The organism is Pseudomonadota bacterium (assembly GCA_013285445.1).
Lineage (GTDB): Bacteria > Pseudomonadota > Gammaproteobacteria > Xanthomonadales > Wenzhouxiangellaceae > Wenzhouxiangella.
Map to the genome: position 1 here is coordinate 3,346,306 of CP053448.1, position 16,188 is coordinate 3,362,493.

The 16,188-nt window shown below is 64.9% G+C and carries 13 protein-coding genes; 6 read left to right on the forward strand and 7 right to left on the reverse strand.

Annotated features, from left to right (window positions below; translation table 11 throughout):
- The first annotated feature begins 73 nt into the window (after positions 1-73).
- Positions 74-1,432: an OmpA family protein gene (locus tag HND55_14810; GenBank protein ID QKK03817.1), complete on the forward strand. Its 1,359-nt coding sequence runs from the start codon at positions 74-76 to the stop codon at positions 1,430-1,432.
- Between the two features lie 9 nt (positions 1,433-1,441).
- Here the strand turns inward: HND55_14810 and HND55_14815 are convergent, their stop codons facing one another.
- Positions 1,442-3,877, reverse strand: a complete 2,436-nt coding sequence (locus HND55_14815; protein QKK03818.1) for a serine/threonine protein kinase — start codon at positions 3,875-3,877, stop codon at positions 1,442-1,444.
- Positions 3,878-3,936: 59 nt separating this feature from the next.
- On the opposite strand from HND55_14815, the gene HND55_14820 reads away from it, so the two are divergent.
- The 4 genes from HND55_14820 to HND55_14835 all read left to right on the forward strand — a co-directional run bounded on the left by HND55_14820 (position 3,937) and on the right by HND55_14835 (position 6,699).
- On the forward strand, positions 3,937-4,302 hold the full coding sequence (locus tag HND55_14820) for an FHA domain-containing protein (protein ID QKK03819.1): 366 nt from the start codon (positions 3,937-3,939) through the stop codon (positions 4,300-4,302).
- Positions 4,303-4,329: 27 nt separating this feature from the next.
- Positions 4,330-5,421, forward strand: a complete 1,092-nt coding sequence (locus HND55_14825; protein QKK03820.1) for a 6-pyruvoyl tetrahydropterin synthase — start codon at positions 4,330-4,332, stop codon at positions 5,419-5,421.
- Positions 5,418-6,047, forward strand: coding sequence for a 7-carboxy-7-deazaguanine synthase (queE, locus tag HND55_14830; protein QKK03821.1), 630 nt, complete (start codon positions 5,418-5,420; stop codon positions 6,045-6,047). Before HND55_14825 ends, queE begins: the two co-directional genes overlap by 4 nt.
- 319 nt (positions 6,048-6,366) lie before the next feature.
- Positions 6,367-6,699: a helix-turn-helix transcriptional regulator gene (locus HND55_14835; GenBank protein ID QKK04141.1), complete on the forward strand. Its 333-nt coding sequence runs from the start codon at positions 6,367-6,369 to the stop codon at positions 6,697-6,699.
- Positions 6,700-6,856: 157 nt separating this feature from the next.
- Here HND55_14835 and HND55_14840 read toward each other — a convergent pair whose 3' ends face one another.
- From HND55_14840 to HND55_14855, 4 genes are all read right to left on the reverse strand, one after another.
- On the reverse strand, positions 6,857-8,095 hold the full coding sequence (locus HND55_14840) for a beta-ketoacyl-ACP synthase I (protein ID QKK03822.1): 1,239 nt from the start codon (positions 8,093-8,095) through the stop codon (positions 6,857-6,859).
- The gene (gene fabA, locus HND55_14845) at positions 8,092-8,619 is read right to left on the reverse strand and encodes a bifunctional 3-hydroxydecanoyl-ACP dehydratase/trans-2-decenoyl-ACP isomerase (GenBank protein ID QKK03823.1); all 528 of its coding nucleotides are present in this window, start codon (positions 8,617-8,619) and stop codon (positions 8,092-8,094) included. Before fabA ends, HND55_14840 begins: the two co-directional genes overlap by 4 nt.
- A gap of 127 nt (positions 8,620-8,746) precedes the next feature.
- On the reverse strand, positions 8,747-9,484 hold the full coding sequence (locus HND55_14850; protein QKK03824.1) for a 3'-5' exonuclease: 738 nt from the start codon (positions 9,482-9,484) through the stop codon (positions 8,747-8,749).
- The gene (locus HND55_14855; protein ID QKK03825.1) at positions 9,484-11,385 is read right to left on the reverse strand and encodes a cyclic nucleotide-binding/CBS domain-containing protein; all 1,902 of its coding nucleotides are present in this window, start codon (positions 11,383-11,385) and stop codon (positions 9,484-9,486) included. Before HND55_14855 ends, HND55_14850 begins: the two co-directional genes overlap by 1 nt.
- Before the next feature lie 174 nt (positions 11,386-11,559).
- Between HND55_14855 and HND55_14860 the strand changes: the two genes are divergently transcribed.
- Positions 11,560-14,256, forward strand: a complete 2,697-nt coding sequence (locus HND55_14860) for an EAL domain-containing protein (protein QKK03826.1) — start codon at positions 11,560-11,562, stop codon at positions 14,254-14,256.
- Here the strand turns inward: HND55_14860 and moaB are convergent.
- Together moaB and HND55_14870 are read right to left on the reverse strand one after the other, a co-directional pair.
- Complete coding sequence (moaB, locus tag HND55_14865; GenBank protein ID QKK03827.1) at positions 14,253-14,789, reverse strand: molybdenum cofactor biosynthesis protein B; 537 nt, start codon at positions 14,787-14,789, stop codon at positions 14,253-14,255. The two genes, HND55_14860 and moaB, sit on opposite strands and share 4 nt — an antisense overlap.
- Before the next feature lie 60 nt (positions 14,790-14,849).
- The gene (locus HND55_14870) at positions 14,850-16,037 is read right to left on the reverse strand and encodes a molybdopterin molybdotransferase MoeA (GenBank protein ID QKK04142.1); all 1,188 of its coding nucleotides are present in this window, start codon (positions 16,035-16,037) and stop codon (positions 14,850-14,852) included.
- Between the last annotated feature and the right edge of the window lie 151 nt (positions 16,038-16,188).

The window sequence follows — 16,188 nt, forward strand, 5'->3', positions numbered from 1 at the left end:
ACGCAACACAAACGCCATCAGGCTTTAATCACGCGCAGGCATTATTGCGGGCTGTCGCCCAGCAACGCCGTTCATGCCCATGTTTGTCTTCAGACTGCTCTATTCCATTCTCCCGGCACTGCTGCTCGCTCACGGGCTGCAAGCGCACGCGCAGCTGCGGCTGCATGGCTCCAACACGATCGGCGAGGAACTGGCGCCAGCGCTCGTCGCCGGCTGGCTGCAGGCCGAAGGCTACAGCGACATCGAAACGACGATTCATGCCCCGCTCGAGCGCACGATCACCGGCACCAATGCCGCCGGCCAGACGCGCAGCGTGGAGATTCATGCGCACGGGTCCTCGACCTCGTTCAGCGGCCTGCTCAATGGAACCGCGGATATGGGCATGTCCTCGCGGCGGATTCGCCCAACCGAGGTCCGGGAACTTGACTTCCTCGGCCAACTCGATCGGCCCAGCAACGAGTTTGTCGTGGGCATCGACGGCCTTGCCGTCATCGTCCACCCGAGCAATCCGATCCGGGCCATGAGCGTCGGGCAGATTCGCGCCGTGTTTTCTGGCCGCTACGACAACTGGCGCCAGCTCGGCGGTCCGGATGCACCAATCCGGCGCTACGCCCGTGATGAGCAGTCCGGCACATGGGACTCGTTCAAGTCAATGGTGTTGCAGGGTGCTTCGCTGACGACAGCCGAACGCTTCGAGTCATCATCCGAGCTGTCCGATCGCGTCGCTGGCGATCCCAACGGCATCGGCTTCATCGGGCTGCCCTACGTACGCAGTGCACGGGCGCTGGCCGTATCGGCCGGTGGCGAGGCAGTGCTGCCTGAACGCTTTTCCTCGGCAACCGAAGACTATCCGTTGAGTCGCCGGCTGTATCTGTATGTGCCCGAGCGCGAAATCGGGGGTCACGGTGGCGCGCTGGCCCGGTTCGCAATTTCAGCGCAGGGGCAGCAAATCGTCGACCGCATCGGTTTTGTGGGTCAGGCGGTGGAGCTCCAGCGCGTGGCCATTCCCGGCTCGGCGCCTGACGATTACCGTCGTTTTGTTGACGGCGCGCTTCGCGCCTCCATGAATTTCCGATTCGATACCGGGCGCGCCGCGCTCGACAGCAAGTCACAGCGCGACCTGGAGCGACTGGTGACTTTCCTCAAGGCGCCGGACAATCGCCATCTCGAGGTCCTGCTGATGGGCTTTGCCGATCCCTCGGAGACCTCGCCCTACTTCAGCATGACGCTTTCCAGCGACCGGGTCGACTACGTGGCCGTGTTGCTCAACAGGTCCGGGATTCCGGTCAGGCGGGCCCGGGGTTTCGGCGACGCGCTGCCGCTGGCCGAAGGCACCGGCGAATCGAGCACGGCCAAGAACCGTCGCGTGGAGGTCTGGATTCGACCGGCTGCCCGGGCGTCATCGGGCACGGGGATCAGTGTCGCACCCTGAGATCTGCGGCTATGGGGCCATCGCGGGGCTCGGCTCGCCTTGCCGAAGGTAGTCGATCAGCGCCTGGTCAGCGATTCGATTGGCGCGCTCGACCAGAGCCGCATAGTCGTCTGGGGCAGCCGAGCCGGGTTCCTGCCTGGCCTGGTATCCGAACACGTCCAGCCATAGCCTCTCGCTGTCGGTTAGCTCGACGTCAGTCCAGTATTCGGCGGCGCGCCGCAGCGTTGCGCGCGCAGCCTCGAGCCGCCCACTGGCAATCTCGGCGCGCGCCAGTCCGAGCAGCGCGGCGCGGTAGTCGGGATGGTCGGCCGGCAGCCCGGCCGAAACCGATTCCAGCGCCGCTGCGAAAGCCAGCCGCGCCGCCTCATGATCGCCCAGTTGCTGATGGGTCGAGGCCAGATGCAGCCCGACGGTGGCGCGCAGACCGTGGCCCGGCGGCAGATGTTCGCGCACGATCGTTTCAGCGCGCTGGAAATGCGCCAGCGCTCCGCTCAGCTCGCCGCGGGTGCGGCTGAGCACGCCGGCCGCGTCGTGCATGTAGGCGGTGCGCGGGTGGTCAGGTCCAAAATGCTGCTCGGTCAGCTCCAGCGAGCGGGCGACGCTGGCTTCGGCACGGTCCAGCCAGATTTCGCGGTCTTCACTGCCGCCAGCGATATGAAAGTACAAATACCCCAGATTGCCCCAGTTCGTGGCCTGATCAACGATCACATCGTCCAGCGGCAGTTGATCGCGCATGGCAATGGTCTCTTCCATCAGCCGGGCCGCCTCGCGGGCGCGACCCTCGCTGTCGAGAATCATGGCCTCGCTGCTGAGAACCATCGCCTTCTCTGACAGTGACAGCTCACCGGACGGCACTGCTGCCAGGGCCTGGTCCATCGCCTTGCGCGCTGCCGCCGTCTCGCCCAGGGCCAGCTCGACGTTGGCCAACTGGGCATGCGCCAGCGCACGAATGCGTTTCGAGCCGCGCCCGCCCTCGAACAGGGCAGCCGCCTGCGCCGCCGCTTCGCGCGCCTGGGGGTAGTCGGCCAGATTCCAGTACGCGGTGCTGATCTCGCCAAGCAGCCGCGCGCGGGTATCGATCGACAGCTGATCGTCGTCGGTCAATCGCTCGACCGCGCGCGCGAGCAGCTCATCGATATCACGCACGCGCTCCTGGGCCCGAATCGGATTGGTATCCTGAAACAGGTCCGCCCAGAACGCTGCCGTTGCTTCGGCTCGGTCGCGTTCGGCTTCGGCCCGACGCGCCTGTTCGGCAACGCGGGTATTCATGACCGCCATGAGCACCACCACGGCAAGCAGCCCGCATGCCAGGGCCAGCGCCCCGGCGACCGGCCAGCGATTCCGGCGGATGAAACGCCCAACCCGGTAGGCTGCCGTCTGGCGGCGCGCCTGAACCGGCAGACGATTGAGCATGCGCTCCAGATCCTGATCCAGCGCCTCGACGGATCGGTAGCGCTGGTCCGGGTCAGTGGCCGTCGCCCGCGAAATGATGGCCGCCGTATCGGCCCGCTCGACGCGCCTGATCGGGACGTCCTCGACGAGCCGCTCCAGCAACACGCCCAGTGAATAGACGTCGCTGACGGTCGTCGGCGGTTCGCCGGCAAACTGTTCGGGGGCCGCGTAGGCCGGCGTCAGACGACGATCGGTCTCGTGGTCCTCGCCGGCCGTCATCAGTCGGGCGATGCCGAAATCGACAAGCTGCACCTGGCCGTTCTTTCCGACCAGAATGTTGCCGGGCTTGATATCGCTGTGCACGACCAGGTTGCGGTGGGCAAACCCCACTGCCGCGGCAACCTGGCGAAACAGCGCGATACGCTGCGCAAAACCAAGCCGGTGGTAGCGGCAGTAACCGGTCAGGGGTCGGGCCTGTTCGATGAATGGCGTGACCAGGTAGGGGCGGCCGTCCGGGGTGGATCCGGCATCGAGAATCCGCCCGATATGAGGATGCTCCAGGCGCGCCTGGATCCGGCGCTCCCACTCGAATCGCTCGCGGATCTCCGGGCAATCCAGGTGCGGGTGGACGACCTTGACGGCAACCTGCTGTTCGAACTGCGAATCGGCACGCTCGGCCAGCCAGACCGACCCCATACCGCCTTCGGCGATCGGGTAGCGCACGCGCCACGCGCCGAGACGAACCCCGTTGAGGGAGGCACCGCCACCAACCGGCGGCATTTCGCCGACCTCGATGGTGTGCTGGAAAAACGTGCGATCGTCCTCGGTCGCCTCGATCAACCGGCGCACCGCTTCACAGGTGGCCGAATCCGGACTGTGACGCGTCAGATAGGCCTCGCGCTCTTGTTCGGGCAGCCGGCTGGCTGCCTCGTAGAGCGCCGCAATGACGGCGCCGTGCTCGCGATCGATGCCCAAGGCCAAGACCTCCAGTCCATCCACGCCCGGTTGGCAGCCACGCGGCATGGCGCTGACAGGCAACCACCGTTGTGGCATGATTGCCTGCAAGCGTACCTTTCGGCTCGCCAATGAGTCAACGGAGCCTTCGATCCAACATGGCCAGCCTTCTGCAGCTATCGGACAGCGTTGTCGTGCACGCCTTTGAACTGCGTCCCGATGTGACCGTAATCGGACGCCATTCCGACTGCGACATCTGCATCAAGCAGCCCTCGGTCAGCTCCTTCCATGCCCTGATACGCGCCCGTCCCGGCGAGCTCGGCGACGGCGCCGCGGATTACGAAATATCGGACACCAACAGCACCAACGGCACGTTCGTCAACGGTGAGCGCCTGAATGAACCACGCCTTCTCAACCATGGCGACCATGTCCGGGTCGGCTGGCATCATTTTCGCTTTGTCGAAGAAGACGAAGACACGCTCGATATGACCTCGCACATGGCCGATACCCAGCCCGATATCTGAGTTTCGGCGCGTGGCCGACGCGGCCTGATGCCCATGCCCTGCAGCAACCTGTACTCCATTTCCGCCCGTTCGTTCGAGGCGGCGCGCAGGCTGTCAGCCGGCCGGTTCGGCGGGCTGCACGGCCACAGTTTCGCCGTTCGTGGACTGATGCGGCTGGGCGAAGCGCCATCAGGGGACAACATCGACCCGACCGAACCGCACCAGACCCGACTGGAGTCGGTACTGGAGCAACTGGACTACCGGCTGCTCAATGATCTGATTGAACACCCTGACGATCTGGCGATTGCCGAGTGGATCCTGACCGCGCCGTTGCTGGCGGATTTTGCAGCCGTTGAACTCAGCGGCGCGGCCAACCGCGGTGCGATCGCCTGGCGTTCCGGTAAACGCCAGGTCTGGTGGCGCTGCCGGTTCGAGGCCGCCCATCAGCTGCCCAACGTGCCGGCCGGCCACAAGTGCGGCCGAATGCACGGCCACGGTTTCGAAGCCTGCATTCATGTCGATACCGACCGATCGCGGGACGCGCATGGGCTTCAGCTGGCCATCGAGAAGGCCTGGGAACCGCTGCACGCGCTGCTGCACCTGGGCTGCCTCAACGAGCTCAACGGTCTCGACAACCCCACCAGTGAAGTGCTGGCCGGCTGGATCTGCGAGCGCCTGCGGCCGGAGCTGCCCGACCTGCTCGGCGTGACGGTGATGGAAACACCGACGGCCGGCTGTTTTTTTGACGGCCAGGGCTATCGCATCTGGAAGTCGATGAGCTTCGACAGCGCGGTGCGGCCCAGGCAGCCCCTGACCGAGGCACCGTCCGGCAGGATCTACGGCCACACCTTCACGGCCCGGCTGCATCTGGCCGGCGCGCTCGACCGGGTACTGGGATGGGTTCACGACTACGGTGACGTCAAACGGCGCTTCGATCCGGTGCTGCGCCAGCTCGACCATCAACCACTGCACGAGTGGGCGCAGCTCGCCGGTGGTGATGCGGCCGCCATTGCCGGTTACCTCCACGCCCGTCTCGGCGATGCATTGCCCGGAATGGACCGGATCGATGTTCTGACCACCCCGGGTTCCGGCATCTTACGGTGTCGAGGCGCCGAAGTTCGCGGTTTGCTGGTGCCGTGAGCTACAGCGTCAAGGCCATCTTCCACACGCTGCAGGGCGAGGGCTGCAACGCCGGCCGACCGGCCGTGTTTCTGCGCTTTGCCGGCTGCAACCTGTGGTCCGGGCGTGAGGCAGACCGCTCCCGCGCCGTCTGCCGCTTCTGCGACACCGACTTCGTCGGCACCGATGGTCCTGGCGGCGGTCGGTTTGCAAGCGCGGCAAAGCTCGCTGATGCCGTCGCCGGGCGGTGGCCGGCAAGCACTCCCGGTCTGGTCGTGTGCACGGGCGGCGAGCCGCTGCTGCAGCTCGATGAGGCAGCGATCGACGCGCTGCACCGGCGCCGCTTCGAAGTGGCCGTGGAAACCAACGGCACCATTCCGGCACCGAACGGCATCGACTGGCTGTGCGTGAGCCCGAAAGCGGGCAGTCGACTGGTCCAGCGAAGCGGTGACGAGCTCAAGCTGGTCTTTCCGCAACCCGGGATCGAGCCGGCCGAGTTCGAGTCCCTCGATTTCCGTCACTTTCTGCTCCAGCCCATGGACGGCCCCCAGCGCGCTGAAAACACCCGCGCGGCCATCGACTATTGCCTCGCTCATCCGCGCTGGCGGCTGGGTCTGCAGAGCCACAAGATTCTGGGCTTGCCCTGACCCGGCACCGGTCAGTGCGCATCACCCCGCCGTCCGGGGCCGGTCTGCCAGCGCTCAGGCTGCCGTGCGGTTCAACAGCGCGACATCCGGGTGTACTATCGGCGTTGATGATCCAAACCGGACGAAAACGCCTGGAGTCGCAGCCGTGAACGCAATCAGCAACATGGTCGAAGCCATGATTCGATACCTGCAGTCGGCCGGGGCGTCGCGACGCGAACTGGTGCGGCGGACCGGCATTGATCCCGATCAGCTGTCCGAGACCGCACCCAATCTGTCACCGTCGCAGATGGCGCGCCTGTGGCAGCTGGTGCAGGCCACCATGCGGCCCTCACCGGATTTCAGCCGCAAGGTCCGTGAGCTGATTGACGCACAGCTTGAGTGCGGCCGGGCCCGTGCCGCCGTGATTGCGGCACAGCTGCACATGAGCCGGCAGACGCTCTACAAGCGGCTCAAGGAAGAAAACCAGACCTTTGCCGCGCTGCTTGACCATGTCCGGCGCGAGCAGGCGCTGGTTCATCTCTACAATCCCGACGAAACGCTGACCGAAGTGGCCCAGCGACTGGGGTTTTCGGAGCTCAGCGCGTTCAGCCGCGCCTTCAAGCGCTGGATGGGACAGTCGCCGGCCCGCTTTCGGGCCAGTCACGGCCTGTAGCCGCTCATTCATCAACCCCCGGCAATGCAGATTGCGTTCAGCCGTGCTGCGCACGCCGGCAGCAATGCAGCGGTGTTTCGCCAACGCCGTCTGCCAAGATGCACGGCGCGGCCTGTCATCAGCCATATCAACGGGCCAGGAACCCCAGGAATGCGATCTACATGCCTGCCGGGTCACTGGCTTCGGCCGCGCGGCTGAACACCAGGCTGGCATTGGTGCCGCCAAAGCCGAAGCTGTTGCTCATCACCACGTTCAGATCGGTGGTGTCGACGGTTTCGCGCACGATCGGATAGCCGTCGGCATCCGGATCGAGACGCTCGATATTGGCCGAGGCCGCGATATAGCCGTCACGCTGCATCAGCAGGCAATAGATGGCCTCATGCACGCCGGCCGCGCCCAGCGCATGGCCACTCAGCGGCTTGGTCGAGCCCAACGGCGGTATCCGGCTGCCGAAAGCCTCGGCGATGGCTTCCAGCTCGATGATGTCACCTAACGGCGTGCTGGTGCCGTGCGTGTTGATATAGCCCACCGGCTGGTCGACGCCGACCAGGGCCTGGCGCATGCAGCGCACCGCACCCTCGCCGCTGGGCTGGACCATATCCGCACCATCGGACGTTGCGCCGAAACCGACCAGCTCGGCGAGAATCGGCGCGCCGCGGCGGCGCGCCAGATCAAGCGCCTCGAGCACCAGGATGCCGGCACCGCCGGAAATGACGAAACCGTCACGGTCAGCATCGTAGGTGCGCGAGGCCCGCTGCGGCGCGTCGTTGTAGCGGGTCGACAGCGCGCCCATCGCATCGAACAGCAGACTCAGACTCCAGTGCAGATCCTCACCGCCGCCGGCGAACATCGTGTCCTGCCGGCCGTGCGCGATCAGCTCGCCGGCATGGCCAATGGCGTGTGCGCTGGTCGCGCAGGCCGAGGTGATCCCGTAGCTGACGCCGCGAATGCCGAACGCAGTCCCCAGTGAGGCATTGATCGCGCTGCTCATGGTGCGCGGCACGCGGCATGGCCCGACCCGCCGGATGCCGCGCGCACGGTGGGTGTCGACCGCGTCAAGCAACTCGACGCTCGAGTTACCGCCGGTACCGGCAACCAGTCCGGTCCGCTCGGAGCGGATCTGGGCCTCTTCCAGACCGGCAGAAGCGATGGCCTCGCGCATGGCCAGCCAGCCGTAGCCGGCGGCAGGACACATGAATCGTCTCAGGCGACGCTCGATGAGCGCGTCGAGGTCCAGATCGATGCCGCCGCAGACATGGCTGCGCAATCCGGCATCGCGCGCTTGTGGGCTGAACACCAGGCCGGAGCGGCCAGCCCGCAGGGCATCGGCCACCGCCGGCACGCCGGTGCCGAGACTCGAGACGATTCCCATGCCGGTCACCGCAACCCGCCTCATGGTGTTGCCGATGCGAATGCGTCGATACTGGTAAACAGGCAGACTTTCAGATTGCGTGCCGTATAGATGTCCCGACCGTCGACCGCGACCCGGCCATCGGCAATCGCCATGGTCAGTCCGCGACGCATCACCCTGCGGATGTCGAGCTGATAGCGCACCAGGCGATTATCGGGCAGAACCTGACCGAAGAAGCGGACTTCGCCCACCCCCAGGGCGCGACCCCGGCCCTTGCCGCCGCTCCAGGCGAGATAGAAACCGACCAGCTGCCACAGCGCATCCAGCCCCAGGCACCCGGGCATGACCGGATCCTGACGAAAGTGGCAGTCGAAGAACCAGAGATCCGGACGCAGATCCAGCTCGGCGATCACTTCACCTCGGCCGTAGGCACCACCGCTGGCGCTGATCCGGGTGATGCGGTCGAACATCAGCATCTGGTCAACCGGCAGTCGCATGTCGCCCTCGAACAGCTGACCCTGGCCGCAGGCGATCAAATCGGCCTTGTCGAATTGCTCAGATCGGGTCATCGTTGATCAGCCTGGCGTCGTTATCATTGCCACTGTATCTCCCGGCGGACCTGCCCGCTTGACCCGCGGTGCCGAATCCTTGACCGGTGGTCAGCGGCTTGTCGGCCCACCCTGCACCCGGGGCGTCTCAGCACCACAGCGCCCGCACTGGTGTGTCCGTGCTGTAGTGATGGGCAACCTGGGCCTGCAGCAGTTCGGCGGTGGCCAGCGCATCGGTCAACGCGTGGTGGGGCGCATAGGTGGGCAGGTGGTAGCGTGCGCGACAGTCGGCCAGGCGCAGCGACACCGGGCGACGACCGAACAGGCGCCCCAGAACGCCGGGACGCGACAACGGCTGCATCCGCGCTTCCACCGACATCGTGTCGATAACCGGAAACAGCAGGCCCTCGCCAAAACGATTGATCATCATGCGGTCGAAAAAGCGCCGTTCGATCAGCCGGTAATGAACCACGATGACCCGGCCGGCCATCGCCGCGAGCAGCTCCTCGACGATTTCCCCGATATCGGGCGCGGCGGCGATCTCGTCGTGGGTGATATGGTGGATGGTAACCGACTTCTGCGACAGTTCGCGGCGCGGTTGCACCACCCAATAGGCCGATCCGCGACAGCGAATTCGCCCGATATCGAAGGGCACGATCCCGACGCTGACGATACTGTGCCGATTCGGATCGAGACCGGTGGTTTCGAAATCCAGAGCCGCCAGCGGAACCGATTCGATCGGTGTGTCACCGGCAACCGCGCCCCGTTCATAAAAGTCCTTTAGCGCGGGATGCCTGGCCCTGCCGGCAAGCTCCGCCATCACGTTCGGCCAGTCCGGCGTGGACGGACCACTGCGGCGGAATGCTTTGTCGAAGGGCCAGTGCATCAGGGCCCGCGCAGGCTGGCCTGCGCCGTCCGGTAACGGTACTTGAGTGCCCGCTGCGCGTTGCTGAGCACTTTGAAGGCATCCTTGAGCGTCCGCCGCTCGAACGCCGACAGGGACTGCGGATCGAGATTGTTGTTGAGTTCATTGCCCTGCTCGACGTCATGGGCCTGGCGACGCGCCCGCGCCAGTGAAATGAACTCGAGCGCGTCGCGCAGATCCGCTGCCGTGCTGGCAGTCAGATAGCCTGCGGCCGCGGTATCCTCGAGGCGACGAAACGAATTCTGTGCCTGGGAGGCGGCTGCCAGTGCATGCACGCGGATGACGTCGACCAGCGGTGCGGTTCCGCGGCGCTTGAGATTGATTGAATTCTGATGTCGCCCGCTCTTCTCGACAACAAAATCCCGAAAAAAGCCCAGGGGCGGTGTCCTGTTCTGCGCATTCTGGGACAGGCAGAACAGGAATTGCGGCGTGGCGCTGGCGCGCTCGGCAATCAGCGCCTTGAGCTCGTCGGCCATCTGGACCTGGCCGTGAACCCCGCCCAGATCGAAAAAAATCGAACTGTGCAGCAGTGACTCTGCGCTCGGTCTGCCAATCCATTGGCAGAAGCGTTCACGCCAGACCTTCAGCGGCTGACGCCACGTGTCGTTGGTCGCCATGATGTCCCCCTTGCAGTAGGGGTAGCCCAATCGATCCAAACCATCCGAAACGAATGCAGCCAGCTCACGGAAGTAATCATCATGCGCCTGCGGATCGAAGGCATCGTCGATGACCATGGCGTTGTCCTGGTCGGTCAACAGGAATTGCTCGTCGCGTGCCATCGACCCGAGCGCCAGGTAGCAGTAAGGTACCGGTGGTGGTCCAAGCTGTTCCTCGCCGAGCTGCAGCAGGCGCTGCTTGAAACTGCGGCCAATGGTTGCCATGGCCGTTCCGATCATGTGCGAGTTGGCGTCCTCATTGACCATGCGCACAAAACAGGCCTGAACATCACCGGTCAGACTGTAAAGGTCCTCGAGGCTGTTCTTGTGAAAGATACTGCGCGCAACGAACAAGCTGTTCTGGGTCTCATGGGTGATGATGTCGGACAGGGCAATCACACCGACTGGCCTGAGCCTGTGCATGACCGGAAGGCGATGCACGTTTTCCTTGAGCATCAGCAGCAGCGCCTCGAACGCGAAGTCGTCATCGGCAACGGTAACCAGATCGGTTGACATGACCTCTGAAACCAGCGTGTCGTAGGGCAGCCCGGCTGCCAGCACGCGCTGACGCAGGTCACGGTCGGTGACGATGCCAATCACGTCTTCACCCGATGCGGCCGTGTCCCTGTGCCCTGCCGTACGCTCGGTCACCAGCAGCGAGGACACGTTCTGGTCAGTCATGTGCGCGGCCGCCTCACCGACCGTGGTCGCGCTGTCAATCATGACCGGCGTGCGCCCAACGAGCTTGGCGACCGGCGTGGTCATGATCGGGCTGGCGCCCGATTGCACCGCTCCGGCCTGGCGCAATCGCGTGCGGTCCTCGACCTCCACGAAATCGGCGAAGTCGGGCACTTCGTCGAACAGCATCCGGAACGTCGCGTCCGGAATGAAATAAATCAGCGAGTCTTCGAGCGCGCGCACCGGGAAGCGCGCCCCCCGGCCGCTGAGCAGGCTGAACTGTCCGAAAATCTCGCCTTCGCCGAGACGATTGTAGAGCTCGCCGCTGCGGCGATAGACCTCGACCGACCCGCTGCGCACGAAATGCAGATGCTCCACCGTCTGGCCAAACGACAGTATCGATTCACCCGCCCGGAAATAGGCCACCTCGACACTGCGGGCGATATCGTCAAGCTGCTCGTCGGAGAGTGATGAAAACGGGGCGAAACGCCTGATGTGCTCGCGAATCTCGACCTGCTCGACTTCCATGATGTGGTTCCGGGCATGATGACGGTTGGCTTCAAGCTATCATGCTGCCTGGCTGGGGTCGACCACGGCCGATACCGATTCATGGGGCAGCGCCCGGAGCAGGCTTACTCCACGCTGGCCGCAGCTTGCCTGCTTGCTATACTGGAATGAATCCACAAGCCTCGAATCGCTGACTTGAGCCGGTCCGGGAAGGAATTGCGCGTCAACCGCCGACCGTTGCTGGGCGCCCTGGGTGTCACTGCCCTCGTGCTCATCGGTGGCGCGATCATCACCGGCTGGACGTTTCGACTCCTCGTCGATGCCGAGCGAGAACGACAGCGCGTCATGCTGGCCGGCCTGGCCGAGCAGTCGATCGGTGAAATCAGGCGCCGCTTCAACCGCTACGAGATCCAGCTGGTCGCCGCGCGCGCACTGTTCGCCGGTTCGACGTTTGTCAGCCGCGACGAGTGGCGCGAATTTGCGCGCTTTTTCCTGCCGACGGGCGATGAATCGGGCTTGTTCGAACTGGCCTGGGTGCCGCGTGTTACACGCGATGAGCTGCAACAGATCGCGGCATCGGCCCGCGCCGACGGCCTGGGCGACTTCGCCGTGTACCCGGCCGGCGAGCGCAACGTCTATTGCCCGATTCTCTACAACGAACCCCAGCACCTGCACGTCGGTTCGCTTGGACGGGATGTCTGCGTCAGCGACCCCGCCCGGCCGGCAATGCAGCGTGCCCGGCAGGAGGACGGCACATTCCTGTCTGATCCGCTGCGACTGGGGACAGACGATTCGGCGCTGGTGCCCGGATACGTTCTGTTTGCCTGGGTCGAGGGCAATCAACAGCGGCATTCCGGCTGGGTTGCCGGCACCGCGACCACCGATGAGCTGCTTGGCGTGCACCTGCCCGGCCAGCGGCCGATTGATCTGACCGTCACCGACCAGTCGGTCCCCGGAGGCGAGACCGTCTATCGCACTACCGCGTTCGCGGAGGATCCGACCATCCGGGCCACCAGAACCATGATGCTTGGCGGTCGTGATCTGCAGCTACATTTCGCGCATCCGGTTGCCGTCGGGCTGACACCATGGCTGGCGCTTGGCACGGGGACGGCCATCACGCTGCTGCTGGCCGGCTTCCTGTTGACCCTGCTGCGCACCCGGGCGCGTGCACTCCTGGTCGCCGAGCGCATGTCGCGCGCCTGGCGGCAGAGCGAGGACCTGCTGAAATCGATCACCAACAACATCCAGGAAGGCATTTACCGCGGCGTACCCGGAAAGGGCCTGGTCTACGTCAACCAGGCGTTGGCCGACATGTTCGGCTTCGACACCACCCGGGAGATGATGGCGCACGCCGGACCCGTGCTTTACGCCTACCCTGAACAGCGCGAGGAGCTGGAGCGACTGCTCGACCGGCACGGTTACTATCGCAATCAGGAAGTCGTTTTTCTGCGACGTGACGGTTCGCGTTTCGTCGCGGTCAACAGCACGGTTGCAACCCGTGATGCCCGGGGGCGAATCCGCTACTTCGACGGCGTCGTTTCCGACATCACCGAGCGCAAACAGGCCGAGGAGCAGGTTCATCGGCTGGCTCACTACGATGCGCTGACCGGGCTGCCCAATCGGCGTCTGTTCGGCGACCTGGTCGAACAGGCGCTCAACCGGGCCAGGCGGGCCGGTCGGCCGGTGGCGTTCATGTTCATGGACCTCGACCGATTCAAGATGATTAATGACTCGCTCGGGCACAGCATCGGCGACCACCTCCTGACTGCCGTGGCCGAACGACTGAGTGCGAAGACCCGCAACTACGACATCATCAGTCGCCAGGGGGGTGACGAGTTTTCCCTGGTCTTGCCCGATGCCGATGCCGGCGAAGCCGCGCGCAAGGCCGAAAGCCTGCTCACCGAATTCGGCAGGAATTCTTTTCGGATCAACGGCCACGAGCTCGCCATCACGCCCTCGATCGGCATCGCCATGCATCCCGATGACGGCGACGACGCGGAAGCCCTGCTGCGCTGTGCCGATGCCGCCATGTACCACGCCAAGGAATGCGGTCGCGCCACGTTCCGCTTTTTCACTCCTGAGCTCAACACCCGCGCACATGAGCGTCTGAGGCTGGAGAGTCACCTGCGACATGCCCTGGCCGGCGGAGAACTGAGCCTGGCCTATCAGCCCATCATCAGCCTGGCCGACGGCGAGGTCGCCGGCGCCGAGGCGCTGCTGCGCTGGCACAACGCCACACTGGGGCAGGTCTCCCCGGCCGACTTCATTCCGGTCGCCGAACAGAGCGGCCTGATCGTCGAGATCGGTGACTGGGTCATCAGCCAGGCCTGTCGCCAGCTGGCAGAATGGCGTGAGCGGGGACTGGGTGAGGTATCACTATCGGTCAACGTGTCCGCGGTCCAGTTCTGGCGCGGCAATCTCGACGAGGTCGTCAAGCGGTCGCTGTCGCGCTGGCAGGTCGATCCGTCTCTGTTGACCATCGAACTGACCGAAAGCGTCATCATGCAGAATGCGGAGGCGGCCAGGGACGTACTGGCCGAGCTGAAGCTGCTGGGCCTTAAGCTGGCCATTGATGATTTCGGGACGGGGTATTCCAGCCTGAGCTACCTCAAGCAGTTCAGAATCGACCAGCTCAAGATCGACCGTTCGTTCGTGCGCGACGTCGCCCAAAGCGCCGACGACGCCGCGATCGTTGCGGCCGTATTGAGCATGGCCACCGACCTCAGGATGCAGGTTGTCGCCGAGGGCATCGAAAACCCGGAGCAGCTTGATTACCTGCGCGCGCGGCACTGCCACTTCGGCCAGGGCTTCCTGTTCAGTCCGGCGGTGCCGGCCGAGGACGTGCCGGGCGTGATCGAACAGCTCCGGTGCTCAGCCAGGGGGGCTCCCTAAGCTTCGTTGAGCCGCGGGATCAGCGATACGAAGTTGCACGGTCCGGTGCGTGCGTCGAGCTGGTCTTTGAGAATGCGATCCCAGGCGGTGCGGCACGCGCCGGTCGAGCCGGGCAGGCCGAAGACCAGCGTGGCGTTGGCGGTGCCGGCAAAGGCCCGTGACTGAATGGTCGAGGTGCCGATTTCGTCCAGCGAATAGTGGCGGAACAGCTCACCGAAGCCGGGAATCTCGCGCACCAGCAGCGGCCGGATCGCCTCGGGCGTGGAGTCGCGACCGGTGATGCCGGTGCCGCCGGTAATCAGTACGCAGTCGACATCGTCCGCGGCAATCCAGGCCGATACGGTGGCGCGGAGCCTGAAGATGTCGTCGGGAAGCAACTGCCGGTCGGACAATCGGTGTCCGGCCGATTCGATGCGCTCGGCCAGGGTGTCGCCCGAAGTATCGTTGTCGCGCGTGCGCGAGTCCGACACGGTCAGCACCGTGCAGTTGAGCCGCTTGAACGGGGTGTCGGGATTGCAGGCGTTTCGGGACATGGGATTTTCAGGGTTACGGGTTAGGCCGATGATACCGAACTGGAAGCCGGAAACCGATGTTCATGCAAGCAAAGCTTCAAAGCCGAAATACCCGACCGGGTCGCCCACGGCAACGGCGGTGTCAGCGGGAATTCTGGCCAGCCCGTCGGCCCACACGACCGAACTCAATACGCCGGAACCCTGGTGCGGATAGCGCTGCAGATGGCCCTGTTCCAGCCTGACGCGCACATATTCCTCACGCTTTGCGGCCGGTTGCGAAAACCCGGCCGGCGCCTCGAGCGCTGCCGGGAACGGATCATGCCGCCCCTGCATCTTCCGGATCACCGGGGCGGCGAACAGACAGAAGGTCACAAAGGCCGAAACCGGGTTGCCTGGCAGGCCGACAAAGACCGTATCGGACACGCGGCCAAAAGCCAGCGGCTTGCCGGGCTTGACCGCGATCTTCCACAGATCGAGCCGACCGAGTTCTTCGACGGCGGCCTTGACGTAGTCCGCCTCGCCAACGCTGACCCCACCGGTGGTCAGAACCAGATCGGCCTGGCCCGCGGCCTGCATCAGCGCGCGTCGGGTCGCTTGCGGTGTATCGGCGACATGTTCGCAGACCACGATGTCGCAGCCCATGGATTGCAGCAGTCCGCGCAGCACGGCGTCGTTGCTGTTGTAGATCTGGCCGGGCGCCAGCGCAGTTCCCGGCGCGGCCAGTTCATCGCCGGTCGACAGGAGCGCAACCTGCAGGCGGCTGAAAACCTCGACCTGCCCGATGCCGGTCGAAGCCAGCAGGCCAAGCTCCTGCGGGCGCAGGCGCCGACCGGCCGCGATGATGGTTTTGCCGGTCTCGAGATCCTCTCCGGCACGCCGGATATTGTCGCCCTGTGCGATGTTTCCGTCGATACGAACCCGACCATCGCGCTCGGCGGTCTTTTCTTGCATGACCACCGTGTCTCCTCCTTCGGGCACGACAGCGCCGGTAAAAATGCGTGCGGCCGTGCCGGGCCGGAGCGGATCAGGAGCATCACCTGCCTGGATGCGGGCCGAGACCGGCAACACCCCACCGGTGGCCTCGAAATCCGCATACCGCAGGACATAGCCATCCATGGCGCTGTTGTCGTTCGGCGGCACGTTAAAAGCCGCCTGAACATCGTCGGCCAGGACGCGGCCCATGGCAACGTCCAGTGACACCGAATCGCGCCGGCGGTGCGGTGAAACGGCAACCAGCAGCCGGGCGCGTGCCTCGGTGACCGTGTGCAGCTGCGCTGTGAAGCCAGCGGTCGATCGGGTCATGGTCGATAACCTGGGTGAATGATGGGCGAGGCCGTTTTGCTCTCGAGCTGCAAATGGTAACGTGAACCGGCCGCGCGCAACTGAACAGCGCTCGGCAACAAGCCCAAGCCCGGATCGC